Below are 20,157 nucleotides of genomic sequence, written 5' to 3' on the forward strand. Positions count from 1 at the left end.
TTTAAACGCAAATTATTCGGAGGAACCCCATGCCCGCCAAAGTTTTTTATACAGACAGCCAATCCCGCTCCAATGAAGAAAGCAATCTCGCTAAAGTGGCTCGTCTGTGCGATGCCCTTAACTTCAAAAAATTCATCAAAAAAAATGAATTAACCGCTGTAAAATTGCATTTTGGCGAATACGGCAACGATACGCACCTGAACCCCACCCTGGTGCGCCAGGTTATCAACAAAATCACCGCCGCTGGCGGCAAGCCTTTTCTTACAGACACCACAACACTGTATTCCGGCAGCCGGCACAATGCGGTTGACCATCTGCAAACCGCATATCTGCAAGGATTTGCACCTTCCGTGGTAGCCGCTCCTGTGGTTATCGCCGACGGGCTGTTCGGCGATAACGACGTGCCCGTGCGCATCAACTGCAAGCATTTCAAAGAAGTCCACATCGCTACCGAAATCAACAAGGCTCCGGCCCTGGTGGTGCTGAGCCATTTCAAGGGCCATCAGATGGCCGGATTCGGCGGCGCCATCAAAAATCTTGCCATGGGCGGCGCGTCGGTACGCGGCAAGAGGGAACAGCACGCCACCCATGTGAGCGTGAACGAAGATGCCTGTATCGGCTGCGGCAAATGCGTGCGCGCCTGTCCTCAGGACGCCCTGAGCATACAAAAGAAAAAAAGCAAGGTGGACATATCCCGTTGCGTGGGCTGCTTTGAATGCATGACGGTCTGTCCCGCCGCTGCCATCAGCGTTGACTGGGAGACGGAAATGGAACCCTTCATGGAGCGCTTGACCGAATACGCCTATGGCGTGGTCAAGGGCAGAAAAAAGCGCGTCTGCTATATCAACTTTGTCCTCAACGTCACGCCGGACTGTGACTGCGTGGGCTGGAGCGACATGCCCATGGTGCCCAATATCGGCATACTGGCCTCCACCGACCCCGTCGCCCTGGATCAGGCATGCTTTGACCTCGTGAACAAGGCCCCCAGCCTGAGCGGCGAATGCTGCGATAAAAAAGGCAAGCAGGACAAATTCACGGCACGCTGGCCCTACACCCTTGGCCCGGTGCAGCTCAAGTACGGGGAAGAAATCGGCCTCGGCAGCCGCAAATACGATCTTGTAAAAATTTAGCCAGAACAGATTAACGTTGGAATGCTCTGTGGGGGAGGGACCCTTTTGCATAAGGGTCTCCTCCCCCACACCCCCACCCCCTAAAACCTCTACTGCTCAAGCCCGCACATGGGCATCCCCCCGCGTCTCCATTCAAGGACGCGCCCGATTCCTTATTGCACACCACCTCAAATTCATAGTGCTTCAGCCCGCGCACGGGGCGCCCTCCCGCATTGCATTCTTAGGACGCTCCGGTTTCTGATCGCCGTTTGCTGCATCCCAACAGCCTGTTCTTAACGACGATTCCCCCCGCGTGACAGGTGCGGCAAGACCTGCATAATGGGCCTTAGCCTGCTGAAACTTCTGCCTTCCACATCTGAAACCGCCATCACTCTCAGGCTCCGCCTTTTTAAAAATAAGCTACTTAGCTGTATTCATTGAAGAGACTTGCGCGCCAGTGGGTGCAATGCTATTTTTGGACCACGGAGGCCCCATGGACGTGCCCTTACTTTATGAAATAGTCACCATTTTTCTGCTTTCCATCTTCGTCACCGTTACCTGCAACAAAATCAAGCTCCCCGCCACTGTGGGTTTTTTGCTTACGGGCGTTTTGTGCGGCCCCTCGCTGCTTGGCATAGTCAGCGACCGTGACGCCATTGACCATGTGGCCGAAATCGGCGTGGCCATGCTGCTGTTCACCATTGGCATGGAACTTTCGGGCGAGGCCCTCAACCGGCTGAAACGCCCTGTTTTTCTGGGCGGCAGCCTGCAAATCGGGCTTACTGTTCTGGTCGTCATGGGTCTTGCCCTTTTTGGCGGCTATACCTATCAGCAGGGCATCTTTATGGGCTGCCTGGTCGCGCTTTCGTCCTCGGCCGTTGTGCTGCGCATCATGCAGGAGCGCGGTTCAACCAATACGCCCACGGGCCGCCTGTCTCTCGCCATCCTGGTTTTTCAGGACATCATGGTGGCCCCCATGCTGCTGTGCGTGCCCCTGCTTTCCGGCACCCTCGACCTCTCGTTGAAAGACGCCCTTTTTTCCACCCTGTGGGTGGTTCTGGCGCTGGGGGGCGTACTGCTTTTCGCGCGCTTCGGCCTTGACCGCCTCATGGAGGCGGTGGTGCGAACCCGCACCAGAGAAATCCTGCTGCTCACCACCCTCGGTCTGTGCCTCGGCATGGCCCTGCTGACAAACACGCTGGGGCTTTCGCTGTCGCTGGGCGCGTTTATGGCTGGCCTTCTGCTGGCCCGATCCGAATACAGCATGAGCGTCATTTCGGGTATTCTGCCCTACCGCGACGTTTTCATGAGCCTTTTTTTCATCTCCGTGGGCATGATGCTCAACGTGGATTTTTTCGGGCAGCACTTCTTTTCCATTATCGGGCTCACGGCTCTGTTCATCGTGGTCAAAAGTCTGCTCACCCTGCCCGCCGTTCTGGTGCAGGGCTATCCCCTGCGCGCGGCCATCATCACCTCTCTTTCACTGGCTCAGGTGGGTGAATTTGGCTTTGTTCTGGCGGCATCGGGCCTGGCCGCCGGGCTTTTTGACATGGAAGCCTATCAGAACTTTCTGGATGTCAGCGTGCTGACCATGATGCTTACCCCCGGTCTCATGCTCATTGCCCCGCGCCTGGCCGACAAACTGGTCGGTCAGCAGGGCGCGTCCACGCAGGCGGCGCAAGATGCCGACGAGGGCGAAAGCAACCTGAAAGATCACCTTATCATCGTGGGCTTCGGCATCAGCGGCAAGCATCTGGCCCACGTGGCCAAGGAATCGGGCATTGAATACACGATTCTGGAAATGAACCCCGAAACCGTCAGCCGGTACCGCCACAAAGAACCCATTGCCCACGGCGACGCCTCGCAGCCCGTGGTGCTGGAGCATCTGGGCGTCACCAGGGCTCGGGTGCTTGTCATCGTCATTTCCGATCCTTCGGCCGTGAGGGCCATCACCATTGAGGCCCGCCGCTTCAACCCCAACCTGCACATTATCGCCCGCACGCGGTTTGTGACCGAAGTGGCGGCATTGCGGCAACTGGGCGCGGACGAGGTCATTGCCGAAGAATTTGAAACCTCCATCGAGATTTTCACCCGTGTTCTCACCCAGTATCTTGTTCCCCGACAGGATATTGATACGTTTGCGGCCCGCATACGTCAGGAAAACTACCGCATGATCCGCCGCATGAGCTCCCCTGAAGACTCGCTGAGCAGCACCATAAACCGCCTGCCGGACATGGGCGTGCAAGCCGTGCGCCTTGGGGCGGCCTCGCCCCTGTGCGGGCAGAGCCTCGCCCAGAGCGAACTGCGCCGCCGCCATGCGGTCACGGTCATCGCCATCTTGCGCGAAGGAATCACCCATGCTTCCCCCGGCGCGGATGACGTGTTTGAACCTGGCGACGTTGTTTACCTTTTTGGCAAAACAGACAAGATCATCGCCATTACGCCGCTTTTTTCCGGCCCGGTGCGGCCGTCGGCAAAAGGCAAGGACAGTGGCAAAGAACAGGTCCAACCGGCACTCTGAGCGGCCAATTCCTTTTATCAGGAAAGCTTGCGCATTTTTCCGTAGCCGTCTAGGATGTCAGACCACCTTTTGCAACGGACAGGCGGTCTGACATCTTTTTTTGAGGGCCATATGCAGGATCATACCGAATTGCGCAAGCTGCTTGAGCAGGCGCGGCGCATTGCCATAGTGGGCGCCAAGGACAAACCCGGCCAGGCCGTTGACCGCGTGGGCCGCTACCTTATGAACGCGGGTTACGAGGTCTACCCAGTGCACCCTGTGCGCGCGACGGTATGGGGCCTCACGGCCTACCCCCATCTTGCGGCCCTGCCCTGCCCCGTGGACATCATCAATCTTTTTCGCGCTCCAGAGTATTGCCCGGATCACGCCCGCGAAGTACTGGCCCTGCCCTGGCGGCCTTCACTTTTCTGGATGCAACTGGGCATACGGTCGCCCGAAGCGCGCGCGCTGCTGAACTCCACAGGCATCACCGTGGTTGAAGACGCCTGCATCATGGTGGAACACGCCCGCCTGCTGCCCAACGCTGCCAAGACTCAAGGATAAACTCATGCCTGTTGCACCGGATACGGTTTTCAATTGCCACATGTGCGGCCACTGCTGCGAAGGCCGCGGCGGCATTGTGGTCAGCCCAACCGACCTTGCGCGCCTGGCTGCCCACATGGGCCAGAGCCCGGAAACCGTTGTTGAGCGTTACTGCTACCATGTTGGGGGCAAGCTGAAGATACGCAGCGGTTCCGACGGCTACTGCGTCTTTTTCAAACAGGGGCAGGGCTGCGGCGTACACGAGGGCAAACCCGCCATATGCCGTGCATGGCCTTTTTTTCGCGGCAACATTGAAGACTCCACGAGCCTTTCCATGGCCAAGGAGTTCTGCCCTGGCATCCGTCCGGAAACCCGGCACGCCGACTTTGCCCAGGCCGGACGCGACTACCTGCTGCAAAACGGCCTGCTGGCCAATGACAGCAGTTGCGAAGCCAACGCCCTTATCCTCAAGTAAGTCATGCGACGCCGCACCCGCCAGATATCGCTCAAGGAATGCTACGCCATTCTCAAGCTTGAGAAAAATGCCGACCTTGCAGCAGTAAAAAGGGCTTACCGCAGGCGCGCCTTTGAACTGCACCCCGACCTGAACCCCGGAAACGCCGAGGCCAGCCGGGACTTTCAGTTGCTTAACGAGGCATATGTCGCTCTTTCCGGCATTCTCACCCATGAGGATGAGGTGAGAAAAAAGAGCGAAGCCCGCCAAGAAACGCGGAAAGAAGCACGGCAGGAAGCACGCAAAAGCAAAAAGGAAAGCGCGGGCGCTAAAGACCCTGGCCCGGCCGACGCAAAACAGGAAGACAAAAGCGCGTCCCAGCCCCCGCCCTCCGGCGAGGACACGGCAAAAACCGCTGGAAGCCAGGAGAAGGGGCAGAACGCCAGCCAGTCCGGCACGGCGCAAGGCGGACAAAACAGCGCAGAGGATAAAACCTCCGCCGAGGATCAGGCCGAGAGTTCCCGCGCCGACGCTGCGGGAGCGGCCTATGCCGAACAGGACGTGCTGCGCGATCTGCTCAATGATCCTTTTGCCCGCCGCGTTTTTGAAGATATTTACAGCGAGTTGAACAAGCAGCAGGCAGAGAAGGCGCAGCAGGAAGAACCGCAACAGCAGGAGGCGGAATCCGCCCCGCAAAACCGAGCAAAGCCCAAGGCGGCAAAAATAAAGAAAAACGCCGCGCTGCATAAAGAGAATCTGGCCGGGAGCACAGCCACATGGTCCTCTGAAATGGCCCGTGGCGTCACCGGCATGGTCAAGGACTGGCTGCGCCGCCAGATTGACGAAGAACAAAGCCTTACCCTGCCCGCAAGCAACCTTGCGCCGGGCTGCCGTGTGCGCTTACAGATCCGCCAGGGCCTTCAGGCTGAACTCAAAACCGTTGAAATAACCCTGCCGCCGGATTTTTCTGTGGGCAGACCCGTTCGCCTGCGCGGTCTGGGCAAACGCGTAGGGCCATGGCAAGGCGACCTTTACCTGACGCTGTATACTGAATAGCGTCATACGCAGTCAGGCCGGGCGATTTCACGCTGCCCGGCTTTTTTTCTTTTATTTTGCCCTTGCCGCAAGGCAACTTGCGCCCCATATCTGCAATTCCGCATCCTACATGCAGTGCGCCGCTCTTTTGCCCCAAACGGCTTGGCTATAATCATCGTCAATCATAAAACCTGGTTGACATGTTTTTGATAGCATGAAATTATATTCACAAGAGTTTGCAACAGTGTTGCAAATATCCAGCCCAACGCGAATGACGACCATGAGAGAGCTTGCTGCTTGACAGCACGCCGAAGGGGCAAGAGCAATCGAAACTCTCAGGCAAAAGGATCATGGTCGGACGCACTCTGAAGTTGGCAAGCGCTAATGACAGAAGTTGAACCTCTTGAGCGGGATGACCTGTCATGGCGTTGTTCTATTCGATGGCTCCGCCCTGGTGCGCGGCTTCTCTAAGGTACAATACCCATCACTGACCACAAGTCGGATCGCGCCCGCAGGTTCTGCGGGCGGCCAGCCGTACCGACAAAATCTGGCTCCCCCTCACTTCTTGCCCAGCCTGCTTCAGCCATTGGCTTTGTGCCCTTGGACGCCATCTTCTGGCGCGGATGCCCCTTATAAAGGATCATCCGCTCTGCGCGTTTTTTTATAAAAATACGCACCGCGAAATGCCCGCAAAGCGAACCAGCTTCGCCCCAACGCCGACATTGCAGCGTGAAATGGCTCTGGTGCGCACTCCACCCCATGTGTGGGTGGGTCATGCGTTGAAGATCTTTTGCAATTCACCTGCCGCAACAGACTTTCTGGCCGTTCCGCCTCAGGACAGCCAGTAGCCTGTTTTTTACTGTGTCAATACTGGCCGTAAGGAGACTGTCAACGCCGTTTACCAACATATTGAAGCACAAGGAGGAGAATGTTTGCAATGACAATGCAGAAACCTCTGCCTGATGCGGCAAGCTTCTGCCCGTAGAGCAACATTGCCTGATATCACAAAATCGGTGCATTAACCCCCAAACAGGGAGACGTATCATGAGCGATATCCCCACCCCCCCCGTGGGACAAGAAGAATCGCACACTCTCAAGCGTGGACTAAGTCAAAGGCACATTCAGCTCATAGCCATCGGCGGCGCCATTGGTACAGGTCTGTTCATGGGCTCCGGCAAAACCATCAACCTTGCCGGCCCATCAATCATTTTTGTCTATGCCATTATCGGGGCATTCCTGTATCTCGTTATGCGGGCCATGGGCGAACTGCTTCTCTCAAACCTTAAATACAAATCCTTCACCGACATGGCGGAGGATATCGTAGGCCCCTGGGCAGGATTTTTTGTCGGCTGGACGTACTGGTTCTGCTGGATCGTCACTGGCACGGCGGACGTTATCGCCATTGCCTCGTACTTCCATTTCTGGTTCCCGTCCCTATCCGTATGGATTCCATCCATCCTCTTCGTATTGCTGATCATGGTTCTTAACCTTGTTTCGGTGAACCTGTTCGGAGAAATGGAGTTCTGGTTCGCTTCCATCAAGATTGTGGCCATCGTAGCCATCATTCTTGCCGGAATCGCCATGGTGATCACGGGCTTTACGTTTTCGGTGTCGGGCCACGCGGCTTCTGTGGCCAACCTGTGGGAATATGGAGGATGGTTCCCCAAGGGGGCTTTCGGCTTCTTTGCGGGCTTCCAGATAGCAATGTTCGCCTTTGTGGGCATTGAGCTTATCGGCACCACGGCTGCCGAGGCCAAAGACCCCGAGATCAACCTGCCCAAGGCCATCAACACCATCCCCTTCCGTATCGTGTTCTTTTACGTATTCGCCCTGGTGGCCATCATGTGCATCACGCCGTGGTCGGACATTGACCCCGAAACCAGCCCCTTTGTGCATACCTTTGTGGCGGTGGGCATTCCGGCTGCGGCGAGCATCGTCAACTTTGTGGTGCTGACATCGGCGGCGTCCTCGGTCAACAGCGGCATCTACTCCACAAGCCGCATGCTCTACGGCCTCTCGCTGGTGGGCGTCGCTCCCAAAGCCTTCGGGCGGCTCTCTTCAAGCAGGGTGCCGGCCAACGGCCTGCTGTTCTCCTGCCTCTGCCTGCTGATCGGCGCGTCCATGCTCATTATCATGCCCACCATCATGGCGGCCTTTACCGTCATGACGACCATCTCGTCAGTCTGCTTCATCTTCGTGTGGTCCATGATTCTGTATTCCTACGTGGTATACCGCAAGCGTCACCCCGAACGCCATGAAACCTCAAAGTTCAAGCTTCCCGGCGGGGTCTTCTCCTGCTGGATATGCTGGATATTCTTTGCGGTGGTGCTCGTGCTGCTGACGTTTGAGGCCGACACCCGCATGGCCATGTTCACCACGCCCATATGGTTCATCATTCTTGGCATTGGTTACTTCATGAGCCACAAGAACCATGTCAGCAAGCGCTGAATGCCATGAAGTAACCCTTATTGCACAACCATAAACAAAAGACCCGGCATTGCCGGGTCTTTTGTTTACGCGCGAATGACATCCTTGAGACGGCGTGATGCCTGCAAAAAACCGTCTCTGCCTCCACCTATTCAAATCAGTAAATTTCTTGTCATACAGTACAACAGAATAAAAGTTTCAGGGGGAGGGGGCGTGGGGGAGGAGACCCTTTTACAAAAGGGTCCCTCCCCCACAAAGCATTGCAAAATAAAATTGTCGTAAACCATTACAGGGGGTCAGACACAATGCTGAAGGCCATGTCTTCGCCATCCTGCGCAACCACATAGCGCAGCCGCTCTTCAATATTGTTCTGGGCATCAAAGGTCAGCACAATGGGTTCGCGCTGGCAGATGTCCTGCGGGCCGGCCACATACTCGAATGCGCCGATGATGACCTCATCCCCTATCTGGCAGGTACGGGCGGCCGCGCCGTTGAGAATGCAGCAGCGCGACCCGGCCTCGCCGTAAATAACATAGGTTGATATGCGCTGCCCGCTGTTCTTGTTCCATATGTACACAAATTCCAGCGGCATGATGCCCGCCAGCCTGCACACCTCGGGATCAAGGGTAATGGAGCCGTGATAGTCGAGCGCGCATTGGGTAACCCGAATGCCGTGCAGTTTGGCACGTAGAATCTTCAGCATGTTTCTTTCCCCCGTTCAACGACGGCGACTGATGATCTTTTGCCTGTACCCCAACAAAAGGTGTCAGGCGGCAAACAGACAGGACTGTTTACAGTCGCCATGACGGCGGTCAGCATTATCCAAATAAAAAAGGCCGCACAAGCGGCCTGAAAATTACGAATTTCACACCAAAAGATCAATACGCCTTAATGTACTCATCCAGATTTTCCGCCGAGCAGTTGCGGCTGACCCAGAAGGCCGAAGCCCATACCATAAGGGCCGTCGCCTGCGTGTCGTCCAGACTTTTTATCTTGGACTCAAGGCTCGACTTGCTGGCCCCATGGCGCAGATGCACGCCGCCCACGTCGCAGGCGTCAGAAACACGCAGCATAAGATAGGAAAGCCGCGTGTGATCGGGCATGAGCTTCATGTCCTTGTGGGCTTCAACAATGGTCTTGAGTTCTGGCCCGCTGAACATGTGCTTTATGCTTGTGATAGCCCGAAAAAACGTATCTACAGCCCAGGGCAGAATAAATTCCGCTCCAGCGCTTTTTGTGCGAAAATAGTCTTTGAGCCAACGTTCTTGTTCATCATTAATTCGTGCTGCGACCTGCGGCATGATGCCCCCGGGAAAATAGCTGTGCTGTTGCAGTGCGCCCGGCTATAGGCTGCCGGACATCGTGTTACGCCATCTTCTCTACTGCGCTACACTAGTTACAGCAAAGTTTCAAGATAAAATCTAGACTTATTTTTTAAAAATATTTTCAAGCAGTTCAGTAATATCCCCCGGTTCGTATTCCTGAGCAAGCGATTCCCTTTACTGGCAGTCAACTTGCGCATCTGCCCGCACTGGCGTAAAGGCAACCTGAGTACATCCATCCGCAAGGACAAATAATGGCACCTCCCCCCGTTCAAGAGCGTACATCGCAGAAGGCTGCCACGCCCGAGGCACTACCATCAGTTTCACAACCAACAGCAGAGCCCGGCAACGCGGTGCACCGCGCGCTGATCCGCGCCCATGCGGCCACGCTGCTTTTTGGCGTATCGGGCTTGTTTGGCAGGTTGTGCCAATGTTCGGCATCCGTGCTCGTGTGCGGCAGAGCTGGCTTTGCCGTGGCGGCCCTTGCCCTGCTGGGCATGAAAAAAGGCCAGATACCCTGGCACGGTCTCAATACGGGCGAACTGCTGGGTCTCATGATAACCGGAGTGCTGCTTGCCGCCCACTATGTGACGTTTTTTATGGGCATTCAGGTCGGCGGGGTCGCGGTGGGCACCTTGGGCTTCGCCTGCTTTCCCGCTTTTACCATGCTTTTTGAGTCCATGGCGTTCAGGGAGCGCCCGAGCAGAAGAGAACTGCAATGTCTGGCCCTTGTTTCTCTGGGGCTTGTGTGTACAGCGCCCTCCTTTTCCCTGGCGCATGACGGCACGGCTGGCCTCTTGCTGGGGGTGATGTCCGGCCTTGCCTACGCGCTTGTGACCATTGCCAACCGCCGCTTTGCCGCGCATTTGCCCAGTCTGCAAACCACATGGTGGCAAAATGTGGTCACTTTTGTTTTTCTTTTGCCTTTCACATGGTGGCAGTTTGCCGAGGTACGGGCTTTGGACTGGTTGTGGATCGCCTGCCTGGGCCTTTTGTGTTCCGCATTGGCCTATGTTCTTTTTATCGGCAGCCTCACGGTGCTCAAGGCGCGGCAGGCGGCGCTCATCATCACCCTGGAACCTGTGTACGCCATTGTGGCCGCATGGATTGTACTTGGCGACGTGCCCGGCCCGCGCATCATCGTGGGCGGCGTGCTTATTCTTGGTTCGGTTCTAATGCTGAACAGGCGCTGACAGCCAGAGTTCAGCAGCATGCAACACGCAAAAGCCCGGCAGGAATCCCCGCCGGGCTTTCATTATGGCAAAACCGTATTGTAAAAACCGCCAATGGCCGCCAGACAGATCAGATCAATTCTAAGGAAGCGCGGATTAAAGAGCCTCCTGGAAACGCGCAGTTATTACGCTTGGCAAGGCGCGATCTTATTTTGAAGCAGGAGTGGACTCTTCCGTCCCCGACTGTTTCAAAAAAAATGAAGCAAGTCCGCCAAACGGAATAAATCAGCGTTTCCCTAAAACGTGTCCTGCATGCCGTACAGTTTTCCCGGCTTCTGTCCGGCCAGCCATGCGGCGGCCCGCAGCGCGCCCTGCGCGAAGTTTTCACGCGAATGAGCCTGATGGGTGACTTCAATGCGTTCGCCAGGCCCCATAAAATACACTGTATGCACGCCCACCACGTCGCCGCCGCGTATGGCCTGAATGCCTATCTGCGCCTTGGGCCTTTCGCCGATGATGCCGTCGCGGGATGAGCAGCGCACATCGTTAAGCTTCCAGCCGCGCGCTTCGGCCAGGCATTCGCCCAGGGTCAGAGCCGTGCCGCTGGGGCTGTCCTTTTTGTGGTTGTGGTGCAGTTCCACCATTTCGATGTCGTACGTATCACCCAGGGCGCGGGTCAGTTCCGGCAGAATCTTGTAGAGCACGTTAATGCCGATGCTCATGTTGGACGACCAGAAAATGGGCGCGCGCTTTGCCAGTTCCCGCAGTTCGTCCTTTTCTGCATCCGTGAAGCCCGTGGTGCCGATAACGAGGGCGCGGCCGCTTTCAGCCACGGTGCGCGCCGACTGCAGGCTCACGGCTGGCGCAGTAAAGTCGATGGTTACCGCCCCCGGAGCCTGAGGCAGCACGGCCGCAAGGCTGTCCCCCACGGGGCACGGCGATCCAGCGAGCTTTCCCACATGCTCTTTGCTGTCCACCATACCGGCAAGGTTGAACGCCGGTTCTGCGTCTACGAGTTGGCTGATGGTTCTGCCCATGCGTCCGTTAGCCCCTACCACGATGATGGATGTGCTCATGCTTCACTCACTTTGCATTCAAATTATTCAAAAACCACACCAGCTTCACGCAACATGCCCATAAACTCTGTTTCATCGAGTACGGTTACGCCCAATGTTTGCGCTTTTTCAAGCTTGCTGCCAGCTTTTTCGCCCGCCACAAGATAGTTGAGCTTTTTGCTCACCCCGCCAAGGGGCGTGGCCCCGGCAGCCTCAGCGAGCTTTTCGGCCTGACCGCGCGGCATGCTCAGGCTCCCGGTAAAAAGTATGGTTTTTCCAGCCAGCGGGCCGGATGCGGACGCGCCCCCTTCGCCCGCGCCGCCCTCTGCCTCGTGCCCGTTATTTGTTCCGCTGCGGGCGCTCTGCGGCCACATGCCGAGGGCCTTGAAGCGGGCAAGCTGCTCCTTGTTGGCGGAACTGTCAAAGAAATTGCGGATGGAGGACGCCACCTCCGGCCCCACATCAGGCAGACCCTGCAAGGTTTCGGCATCGGCCTTTTCCAGTTCGTCCAGACTGCGAAAATGCGCAGCCAGCGTGCGGGCGGTCTGTTCCCCAACATGGCGGATGCCCAGGGCGCTGATAAGGCGCGGCAAGGTGGCGGTATGCTTGGCCTCGTCAAGGGCGCCCACAAATTTTTGCGCCAACACCTCGCCCATGCGCTCAAAACCCAGCAGTTCTTCAACCGTCAGGGTGAAAAGATCCGCCGGGGACTCCACGCGGCCACTGTTGACCAGCTGTTCTATCCACTTTTGCCCAACGCCGGAAATATCAAGCCCCGCTTTGGAAACAAAATGACTGATGGCCCGCAGCCGGATGGCGGGACAGGCCATGTTTTCGCAACGCCAGGCGGCTTCACCTTCCTCACGGTAGGCGGGCTGCCCGCAGGCAGGGCAACTGTGCGGAAAAACATATTCCTTCGCGTCTTGCGGACGTTTATCAAGCACAGGCCCCACCACTTCGGGGATCACGTCACCCGCGCGGCGCACCATGACCGTATCGCCCACACGCACATCGCGGCTGCGTATCTCGTCCTCATTGTGCAGGGTCGCCCGGGAGACCATAACGCCGCCCACAGCTATGGGCTCCAGTACAGCCACAGGGGTCAGCACGCCTGTGCGGCCTACCTGGATTTCAATATCCTTCAAAAGGGTCTGCGCCTGCTCGGCGGGAAACTTGAAGGCAACGGCAAAGCGCGGCGCGCGTGCCGTGAAGCCAAGGGCCTGCTGGGCCTCAAGATTGTCCAGCTTTGCCACTGCGCCGTCAATCTCCATCCTGAACTGCGGCCTGTGTTCCCTGACCCATTGGGCGTAGTCTTCCACAGCCTGGACGCTCTCACACAATTTGCCGTCGGGCGGGGTGAGAAAGCCGTATTCCCTGAGCCGCGCCATGGCTTCAGAGTGCAGCGTACAGGCCGGGGCTGGCTGCCATTGAGCCTCGCCAAGGCTGTACGCCAGAAAACGCAGGGGCCGTGAAGCGGTGATGGAGATGTCAAGCTGGCGCAGGGTTCCGGCGGCGGCATTGCGTGGGTTGGCAAAGGTTTTCAGCCCCAGAGCCTCCTGCTTTTCGTTGAGGGCGGCAAAATCCTTTTTGTACATGACAACTTCGCCGCGCACCTCCAGCCGGGAGGGAAAAGGCCCAGGCCCCGCAAGGCGCAGGGGCACGGTGCGGATGGTGCGCACGGCCTCGGTGACCACTTCGCCTATTTCGCCGTCGCCACGGGTGAGGGCCTCCTGCATGATGCCGTCAACGTAGATGATTTCCAGAGCCAGCCCGTCAAGCTTGGGGTCGCACCAGAAGCTTTCGGGCAAGGGGCCGTTACTATCCGCATCCCAGGCGCGGCGCATGCGCTCGGCAAAATCCTGCCACTGCTCCAGGGAGAACACGTTGTCCAGACCGTACATCTGGCGACTGTGCGCCTTTTTGGCAAGCCCGTCGATGAGCTTGCCGCCCACGCGCAATGTGGGCGAATGGGGCGAGCGCAGTTCCGGCCAGCGGTCTTCCAGGGCCTGCAGTTCGTGGAACAGGGCGTCGAACTGATCGTCGCTGATTTCGGGTTTGTCCAGAGTATGATAGAGATAGTTGTGCCGCTCAAGCTCCGCCGTGAGCCATTGGACGCGGCGGCGCTCTTCGGCTGTGGGGCCGGTGGAAAAGAGGCTGTACTGGGACTGTCCGCCTTGATCGTTGGTATGCTGCGACATGAAAAACCCTGTGCGGCTGCTGGCAAGCCTGACGCTGCGCGCAAGCCTTTTTGTCCGCGCCGTCAGCGCCCGCGCGGTTCCATAAAATGCTAAATACGATGCTGGAACCCCCGCCAAAAACCAAAACCAGTAAAAGTTTTAGGGGGTGGGGGCGTGGGGGAGGAGACCCTTTTTCAAAAGGGTCCCTCCCCCACAAAGCACATTTCAAAGGAAACGCTGATTTATTCCGTTTGGTGGCGTTGCTTCACTTTTTTTGAAACAGTCGAGGACGGAAGAGTCCACTCCTGTTTCAAAAAAAGATCGCGCCTTGCCAAACGAAACAACTGCGCGTTTCCAAGAGGCTCTTTAATCAGTATTTTCTTATATGCCTTAATCGGGCAAAGCAATCAAGCGCGCCCGCAACACCCGGATGCGGTCGCGCAGCTGGGCGGCCTGCTCGAACTCGAGATCACGGGCGGCCTGGCGCATTTCTTTTTCAAGCTTGGCCACCAGCAGTGCCGTATCCTCGGCGGTAAGCGGGAGGGCGTCCGGCTCCTGCCCTTTGCCTTTGCCACGGCCCTTGCCGCGTCCGCGTGAAGCGCCATCTTCCACATACAAACTATCCAGCGGAGATTCAAGGCTTTTCCGCGTGCTGGTGGGCGTGATGCCGTGTTCTTCGTTATGCGCCGTCTGTCTGGCGCGGCGGCGCGCGGTTTCGTCCATGGCGGCCTTCATCGAATCCGTCATCTTGTCGGCGTAGAGAATGACCCGGCCCTGCGCGTTACGCGCGGCGCGGCCAAATGTCTGGATAAGCGAACCGGTGGATCGCAAAAAGCCTTCCTTGTCCGCGTCCAGAATGCAGACAAGTGACACTTCGGGGATGTCCAGACCCTCGCGCAAGAGGTTGATGCCCACCAGCACGTCAAACTCGCCCATGCGCAGCGCGCGGATAATCTGCATGCGCTCAAGGGTGTCGATGTCGGAGTGGAGATAGCGCGCGCGCACCCCCATGTTGCAACAGTATTCCGTCAGGTCTTCGGCCATGCGCTTGGTCAGGGTGGTCACAAGCACCCTCTCGCCCCGGCTGATGCAGCCACGGCACTCGCCCAGCAGGTTTTCCATCTGCCCCTTGGTGGGACGCACCTCCACCACGGGGTCCACAAGCCCCGTGGGCCTGATGATCTGCTCGGCCACAATGCCTTGCGCCTGATCACGTTCGTACTTGCCCGGCGTGGCCGACACATAGACCACCTGATTGAGTAGGGCCGTGAATTCGCTGAACTGCAAAGGTCTGTTGTCCAGGGCCGACGGCAGGCGAAATCCGTAGTCCACAAGGGTGGTCTTGCGCGAGCGGTCGCCCTTGTACATGGCCCCCACCTGAGGAACCGTAATGTGCGACTCGTCCACAAAAAGGAGGAAATCCTTGGGAAAGTAGTTGAGCAGGCATGAGGGCGGTTCGCCCGCCACGCGGCCATCCAGGTGGCGGGTGTAGTTTTCGATGCCGTTGCAATAGCCAAGCTCTTCAATCATTTCAAGGTCAAGCTGCGTGCGCTGTTCAAGGCGCTGGGCCTCCACAAGCTTGCCCTGCTCTTTGAACAGAATAAGCCGCTCCGCCAGTTCGTCGCGGATGTCGCTGGCGGCGCGCTTGAGGTTGTCCTGCGCGGACACGAAGTGGCTGGCCGGGTACAGCACCGTTTTGGACACATCCGCCAGCACTTCGCCTGTGAGCGGGTCAATTTCGCGCATGGCGTCGATATCGTCGCCAAAAAATTCCAGCCGCAGGGCGCGTTCGTGATGGTAGGCCGGGATGATTTCAAGGGCGTCGCCGCGCACGCGGAACGTGCCGCGGTGAAAGTCGTAGTCATTGCGCTCGTAATGCACTTCCACAAGGCGCGTGATGAGTTTGTCCATGGGAAAATGCTGGCCCACCTCAACGGGAATGACCATCTTGGCGTAGTATTCCGGCGAGCCAAGGCCGTAGATGCACGAGACTGAGGCCACGATTATGACGTCGCGCCGCGTGAGCAGGGCGTGGGTGGCGGCGTGGCGCAGCTTGTCGATGTTGTCGTTGATGGAAGAGTCTTTTTCAATATAGGTGTCAGAGGCGGGCACATAGGCCTCTGGCTGGTAATAGTCGTAATAGCTGACAAAATACTCCACGGCATTGCGCGGAAAAAGCGCGCGGAATTCGCCGTACAGCTGTGCGGCCAGGGTCTTGTTGGGCGCAAGCACCAGGGCCGGACGGTTGCAGCGGGCAATGACATTGGCCATGGTAAAGGTCTTGCCGGAGCCCGTGACGCCCAGAAGCACCTGGGCGGGAACCCCTGCCTGAATATTGCTCACCAGTTCGTCAATGGCCGTGGGCTGGTCGCCTGTGGGAGCATACGCTGTTTCCAGGCTGAAAGGGGTTGAGGACTTGTCTTCCATCATATTCTGTTTTGGGGTAAGAGGGTGTGAAATAATACGCTAACCACGGGAAGTGCTATGGAAAAGATCATCGTGCCCACGCAGTTCGACCTGCCGCTGGACAGAATTTACATTGTGGCCGCAACGCTCAAGACCTTCAAGGGCCGTCGCCATGTGGACGTGCAGGTTTTTCGGCCCAATGGCAGTGATGAAGAACTGGAAGCCTTGCGCGGCCTTGGCCTGGTGGCTCCCCCCGACCCGTCCATTCCGGCCGAAGTGCTTCAGGGCGCTACGGAAGAAGCCGCCCTGCGCTGCATTCTTGAAGCCTTCACTGCCGAAGAAAGCCGCGCCCTGGCGGACTACCTTGAGCAGCGCTACGCCGATCATATCGAAAAAATCACCGTCTGTCCGATGGACATGCCTGTTCCCCTGGGCGTAGCGCCCCTGGCGGGCATTACCGAAGGCAAGAGCACAGGCTTCATCCGTTTTGAAGCCGTGCGCGACTACCCCCTGCCCTTTGTGGCTCACGGGTATTACGACCTGGAAGCCCACGCCCCGCTGGACAGCGAATAGTCATAGCGTTCACGCCAGGGCTGCCAGACCTGCTCATCAGGAACCTTGTGGAGTGTATCCCCGCAGATGACATGATCCGTCGCAGGCAGTCCGACGCCGGGTTCCGCATCCGCAGGGGGCGCCAGCGCCTCCCGCAGCCTTTGCATAAAGATCTCTCGAGGCAGAAGAACCCCGCCCATCTTCATGATGTGCGGGGTTTCCTGTTGGCAATCCAGCAAGGTCACGCCGCGCAGGCGCAGCAGGCCCACAAGACCGGCCAGGGCCGCGCGCGACGCCTCGGAAATAACATGAAACATGGACTCGCCAAAAAACACCCTGCCAAAGCCCACGCCGTACAGGCCACCGGCCAGTTCTCCATCACGCCAGGCTTCCACGCTGTGGGCAAACCCCATGGCGTGCAGGCGATCATAGGCCTCAATCATCGCAGGCGTGAGCCATGTGCCGCCATGGGGCGTACGCGCCTGGGCGCAGGCCCGTATGACTCTGCCGAAGGCCGCGTCAAGGGTGAGTTCAAAGGGCTTTTGCCGTAAGGCGCGGGCACTGCGTGCAGGAAGGCGAAAATCCTCCAGCGGCAGCACGCATCGCGGATTCGGCGACCACCAGAGGATGGGCTGCCCGGCCTCGTACCAGGGAAAAATCCCCCGGCTGTAGGCCGCCAGCAAGCGCTCCGGCCGCAGGTCGCCCCCGAAGCAAAGCAGACCGTCTTCACGGGCCGCTTCAAGCGGAGGAAACTGGGCGGCCAGCGCCGCGAAGATTGTCTCCACAGCCTGCCGCCCCGTTATCAAACCTTGCTCTTGGGCGGCTTCTTGGCTGCTTTTTCACTTTTTGCAGCGCCAGCCCTGCCCTGGGTTTCCGCTTTGCCCTGGTTTTCCGCCGTGGCGGAAGAGCCCGCTTTACTCCTGGCGCGGGACTTGCCGCCGGATTTTTCTGGCGTGCCGGATTTACCGGGCTTGCCAGACTTGTCCGATTTACCGGACGTGCCAGCCTTGCCCTTGGCGCTGCCGGACTTTTCAGTCGTGTCGGCAGCGGCGGATTTGGCGTTCTTCGTCTTTCCGGCCGTGGCCCCCCTGGCGTGCGTCTTTACTGCCGCACCCATCGCTTCGAGCACAAGCGCGTCATCCACAACATCAAGCCGCGCGCTGCCCCCCTTGGAGAGCGAGCCGAACAGCAATTCGTGGGCCAGCTTGTCTTCCAGCTCCGTACGCAGCAGACGCCGCAACGGCCTTGCGCCCATGGCGGGGTCAAAGCCCTTGCGAGCCAGCCATTGCCGGGCGCTCAGGCTCAGATCAAGCTGCACGTTCCGCTGTTCAAGGCTGTGGGTGATTTCCCCGACAAACTTGTCCACAATGCGCAGCATCATGTCCTCGGTCAGGCTGCCAAAAGGCACGAGAGCGTCGAGCCTGTTGCGGAATTCGGGGCTGAAGGTATTTTCCACAGCCTTGAGGCCCTTGTGGGCCGCATCCTGCCGCGACGCTCCGCCAAACCCCATGGCCGGGCGCGACATGTCGAAGGCCCCGGCATTGGAGGTCATGATCAGGACCACGTGCGAGAAGTCCGTTTTCCTGCCCGTATTGTCGGTCAGGGTGGCGTAGTCCATCACCTGAAGCAGCACGTTGAAGATGTCGGGATGGGCCTTTTCCACTTCGTCCAGCAGCACTACGGAATACGGGGCCTTACGCACGGCCTCGGTGAGCAGGCCGCCCTGATCGAAGCCCACATATCCCGGAGGCGCGCCGATAAGACGCGACACCGAGTGCTTTTCCATATACTCGCTCATGTCATAGCGCAGAAACTCCACGCCCATGAGCTTGGCAAGGCTGCGGGCCACTTCTGTCTTGCCCACGCCGGTGGGGCCATAGAACAGAAAGGCCCCTGCCGGGCGCTGCTCCTGACCAAGCCCCGCACGGGCGCGCAGGATGGCCCGCACCGTAAGCTCGATGGCCGGATCCTGGCCAAACACAAGTTCCTTGAGGTCTGTTTCAAGCGACGCAAGACGGTTGCGTTCCGTGCCGGACACGGTACGCACGGGAATGCCCGCCATGCGCGCCACAATGCGCTCCACATCGGCCACGCCCACAGTGGGGCGCGCAGTCTTGCCGCCCGCAGCGGATTTGCCGCCCGCAGGCTGCTTGCGCGCGCCGGTCTGCACGCCACGCCCAAGGTGGACGGCTGCGCCGGATTCGTCCAGCACGTCAATGGCCTTGTCAGGCAGCAGGCGGTCGCGCACATGCCTGGCCGTCAGATCGACCATGGCCTTGAGGGCCGTCGGGCTGTACTTGACCTTGTGGAAGTCGGCATAGCGCTTTTCAAGCCCCTGAAGGATGGCGAGGCATTCCTCAATGTTCGGTTCCGTAAGGTCTATGCGCTGGAACCGCCGGGCCAGAGCACGGTCTTTTTCAAAGTGGTTGCGAAACTCTTCATAGGTCGTGGAGCCGATACAGCGCAGATCGCCGTTGGCCAGCATGGGCTTGAGCAGGTTGGAGGCGTCCATGGAGCCGCCGGATGTGGAGCCCGCCCCAACGATTGTATGAATTTCGTCAATAAACAAAATGGCGTCCGGAATTTCCATCAAACGCTGCACCACAGCCTTGAGGCGGCTTTCAAAGTCGCCCCTGTAGCGGGTGCCCGCCAGCAAAAGCCCCATATCCAGGGCAAACAACTGGGCCTTGGCGAACATTTCCGGCACGTTGCCCTCAACAATGCGCAAAGCCAGCCCTTCGGCCAGAGCTGTCTTGCCCACGCCGGGATCGCCCACAAAAAGCGGATTGTTTTTGCGGCGACGGCACAACACTTCCACCGCGCGGTCAAGCTCGGTCACGCGCCCCACCAGGGGGTCTATCTTGCCCTCGCGGGCGCGGGCGGTAAGATCAACGGCATACTGGGCCAAAGGATCGGCCTTGCCTTCCTTGTCGTCAGCGTCGCCGCCCTGGCCAGCGCCCGTGGAGCCGCCGCCTTCGTCCATGCCGTGCGACACGAAGGTCAACACATCCAGACGCTCCACGCCCTGCTTGCGCAGATAGTAATGGGCATAGCTTTCTTCTTCATCCATGATGGAAATGAGCAGATCGCCCAGTTCCACGGTGTCGCGCCCGGCGGAACGGATATGGCTCAAGGCGCGTTCAAGCACGCGCTGTACGCCTTCTGTCTGGGCCACTTCATGATTGCCAGCCAGAGGCACGACTTCCATTTCGCGGTTAAAAAATTCTTCAAGCTGCTCGCGCAGCACGGCCACACTGGCCCCGCTGCCCTCAAGCAGAATACGCCCGCGCATGCTGTTGGTGAGAGCAAAAAGAACATGCTCCACAGTCAGCAGGTCGTGGCGACGCCGGTGCGCTTCCATAAGGGCGTCACGAATGACGCTTTGAACACTCTTGCTCAACATAG

General features: G+C 58.4%; 15 protein-coding genes and 1 riboswitch. Of the genes, 8 read left to right on the forward strand and 7 right to left on the reverse strand.

Annotated features, from left to right (window positions below; genetic code table 11):
- The first annotated feature begins 29 nt into the window (after nt 1–29).
- The 6 genes from DESU86_RS01485 to cycA all read left to right on the forward strand — a co-directional run bounded on the left by DESU86_RS01485 (nt 30) and on the right by cycA (nt 8,089).
- Nucleotides 30–1,130: a DUF362 domain-containing protein gene (locus tag DESU86_RS01485; protein WP_179979427.1), complete on the forward strand. Its 1,101-nt coding sequence runs from the start codon at nt 30–32 to the stop codon at nt 1,128–1,130.
- Nucleotides 1,131–1,602: 472 nt separating this feature from the next.
- Entirely contained in the window at nt 1,603–3,630 is a 2,028-nt protein-coding gene (locus DESU86_RS01490) for a cation:proton antiporter domain-containing protein (protein ID WP_179979428.1), read from the forward strand.
- 111 nt (nt 3,631–3,741) lie between these two features.
- The gene (locus DESU86_RS01495) at nt 3,742–4,173 is read left to right on the forward strand and encodes a CoA-binding protein (RefSeq protein ID WP_179979429.1); all 432 of its coding nucleotides are present in this window, start codon (nt 3,742–3,744) and stop codon (nt 4,171–4,173) included.
- Nucleotides 4,174–4,177: 4 nt separating this feature from the next.
- On the forward strand, nt 4,178–4,627 hold the full coding sequence (locus tag DESU86_RS01500; RefSeq protein WP_179979430.1) for a YkgJ family cysteine cluster protein: 450 nt from the start codon (nt 4,178–4,180) through the stop codon (nt 4,625–4,627).
- Nucleotides 4,628–4,630: 3 nt separating this feature from the next.
- Nucleotides 4,631–5,662 carry a J domain-containing protein gene (locus tag DESU86_RS01505; protein ID WP_179979431.1) on the forward strand — a complete coding sequence of 344 codons (1,032 nt, stop codon included), beginning with the start codon at nt 4,631–4,633 and terminating at the stop codon, nt 5,660–5,662.
- 250 nt (nt 5,663–5,912) lie between these two features.
- Nucleotides 5,913–6,002: riboswitch (glycine riboswitch) on the forward strand.
- A 683-nt stretch (nt 6,003–6,685) separates the two neighbouring features.
- Nucleotides 6,686–8,089 carry a D-serine/D-alanine/glycine transporter gene (gene cycA / locus DESU86_RS01510; RefSeq protein ID WP_179979432.1) on the forward strand — a complete coding sequence of 468 codons (1,404 nt, stop codon included), beginning with the start codon at nt 6,686–6,688 and terminating at the stop codon, nt 8,087–8,089.
- Nucleotides 8,090–8,354: 265 nt separating this feature from the next.
- Here cycA and panD read toward each other — a convergent pair whose 3' ends face one another.
- Both panD and DESU86_RS01520 read right to left on the reverse strand, forming a co-directional pair.
- Nucleotides 8,355–8,771 (reverse strand): aspartate 1-decarboxylase, encoded by a 417-nt coding sequence (panD, locus tag DESU86_RS01515; protein WP_179979433.1) that lies wholly within the window; start codon nt 8,769–8,771, stop codon nt 8,355–8,357.
- A gap of 175 nt (nt 8,772–8,946) precedes the next feature.
- A complete protein-coding gene (locus DESU86_RS01520) occupies nt 8,947–9,369 on the reverse strand; it encodes a hypothetical protein (RefSeq protein WP_179979434.1) in 423 nt (140 codons plus the stop codon).
- 275 nt (nt 9,370–9,644) lie between these two features.
- On the opposite strand from DESU86_RS01520, the gene DESU86_RS01525 reads away from it, so the two are divergent.
- On the forward strand, nt 9,645–10,583 hold the full coding sequence (locus DESU86_RS01525; RefSeq protein WP_179979435.1) for a DMT family transporter: 939 nt from the start codon (nt 9,645–9,647) through the stop codon (nt 10,581–10,583).
- A gap of 275 nt (nt 10,584–10,858) precedes the next feature.
- Here DESU86_RS01525 and dapB read toward each other — a convergent pair whose 3' ends face one another.
- The 3 genes from dapB to uvrB form a co-directional block, all read right to left on the reverse strand.
- Nucleotides 10,859–11,638 (reverse strand): 4-hydroxy-tetrahydrodipicolinate reductase, encoded by a 780-nt coding sequence (dapB, locus tag DESU86_RS01530; protein ID WP_179979436.1) that lies wholly within the window; start codon nt 11,636–11,638, stop codon nt 10,859–10,861.
- Between the two features lie 23 nt (nt 11,639–11,661).
- Nucleotides 11,662–13,815 carry an NAD-dependent DNA ligase LigA gene (gene ligA, locus DESU86_RS01535; protein WP_179979437.1) on the reverse strand — a complete coding sequence of 718 codons (2,154 nt, stop codon included), beginning with the start codon at nt 13,813–13,815 and terminating at the stop codon, nt 11,662–11,664.
- Between the two features lie 369 nt (nt 13,816–14,184).
- Nucleotides 14,185–16,221 carry an excinuclease ABC subunit UvrB gene (gene uvrB / locus DESU86_RS01540; protein ID WP_179981671.1) on the reverse strand — a complete coding sequence of 679 codons (2,037 nt, stop codon included), beginning with the start codon at nt 16,219–16,221 and terminating at the stop codon, nt 14,185–14,187.
- A 57-nt stretch (nt 16,222–16,278) separates the two neighbouring features.
- Between uvrB and DESU86_RS01545 the strand changes: the two genes are divergently transcribed.
- Nucleotides 16,279–16,773, forward strand: coding sequence for a hypothetical protein (locus tag DESU86_RS01545; protein ID WP_179979438.1), 495 nt, complete (start codon nt 16,279–16,281; stop codon nt 16,771–16,773).
- Here DESU86_RS01545 and aat read toward each other — a convergent pair.
- Complete coding sequence (aat, locus tag DESU86_RS01550; protein WP_232088218.1) at nt 16,734–17,537, reverse strand: leucyl/phenylalanyl-tRNA--protein transferase; 804 nt, start codon at nt 17,535–17,537, stop codon at nt 16,734–16,736. The genes DESU86_RS01545 and aat overlap by 40 nt on opposite strands.
- Nucleotides 17,538–17,554: 17 nt before the next feature.
- On the reverse strand, nt 17,555–20,155 hold the full coding sequence (clpA, locus tag DESU86_RS01555; RefSeq protein ID WP_179979439.1) for an ATP-dependent Clp protease ATP-binding subunit ClpA: 2,601 nt from the start codon (nt 20,153–20,155) through the stop codon (nt 17,555–17,557).
- Nucleotides 20,156–20,157 lie beyond the last annotated feature (2 nt).

The organism is Desulfovibrio sp. 86 (assembly GCF_902702915.1).
Classification (GTDB): Bacteria; Desulfobacterota; Desulfovibrionia; order Desulfovibrionales; family Desulfovibrionaceae; genus Desulfovibrio.

Excerpts from the sequence above, each read along its gene's own strand:
- cycA (WP_179979432.1), top strand. The coding sequence starts at position 6,686 with ATGAGCGATATCCCCACCCCCCCCGTGGGACAAGAAGAATCGCACACT.
- ligA (WP_179979437.1), bottom strand. The coding sequence starts at position 13,815 with ATGTCGCAGCATACCAACGATCAAGGCGGACAGTCCCAGTACAGCCTC.
- DESU86_RS01505 (WP_179979431.1), top strand. The coding sequence starts at position 4,631 with ATGCGACGCCGCACCCGCCAGATATCGCTCAAGGAATGCTACGCCATT.
- DESU86_RS01545 (WP_179979438.1), top strand. The coding sequence starts at position 16,279 with ATGGAAAAGATCATCGTGCCCACGCAGTTCGACCTGCCGCTGGACAGA.
- clpA (WP_179979439.1), bottom strand. The coding sequence starts at position 20,155 with ATGTTGAGCAAGAGTGTTCAAAGCGTCATTCGTGACGCCCTTATGGAA.
- uvrB (WP_179981671.1), bottom strand. The coding sequence starts at position 16,221 with ATGGAAGACAAGTCCTCAACCCCTTTCAGCCTGGAAACAGCGTATGCT.
- DESU86_RS01520 (WP_179979434.1), bottom strand. The coding sequence starts at position 9,369 with ATGCCGCAGGTCGCAGCACGAATTAATGATGAACAAGAACGTTGGCTC.
- DESU86_RS01485 (WP_179979427.1), top strand. The coding sequence starts at position 30 with ATGCCCGCCAAAGTTTTTTATACAGACAGCCAATCCCGCTCCAATGAA.
- dapB (WP_179979436.1), bottom strand. The coding sequence starts at position 11,638 with ATGAGCACATCCATCATCGTGGTAGGGGCTAACGGACGCATGGGCAGA.
- DESU86_RS01490 (WP_179979428.1), top strand. The coding sequence starts at position 1,603 with ATGGACGTGCCCTTACTTTATGAAATAGTCACCATTTTTCTGCTTTCC.
- panD (WP_179979433.1), bottom strand. The coding sequence starts at position 8,771 with ATGCTGAAGATTCTACGTGCCAAACTGCACGGCATTCGGGTTACCCAA.
- DESU86_RS01525 (WP_179979435.1), top strand. The coding sequence starts at position 9,645 with ATGGCACCTCCCCCCGTTCAAGAGCGTACATCGCAGAAGGCTGCCACG.
- DESU86_RS01500 (WP_179979430.1), top strand. The coding sequence starts at position 4,178 with ATGCCTGTTGCACCGGATACGGTTTTCAATTGCCACATGTGCGGCCAC.
- DESU86_RS01495 (WP_179979429.1), top strand. The coding sequence starts at position 3,742 with ATGCAGGATCATACCGAATTGCGCAAGCTGCTTGAGCAGGCGCGGCGC.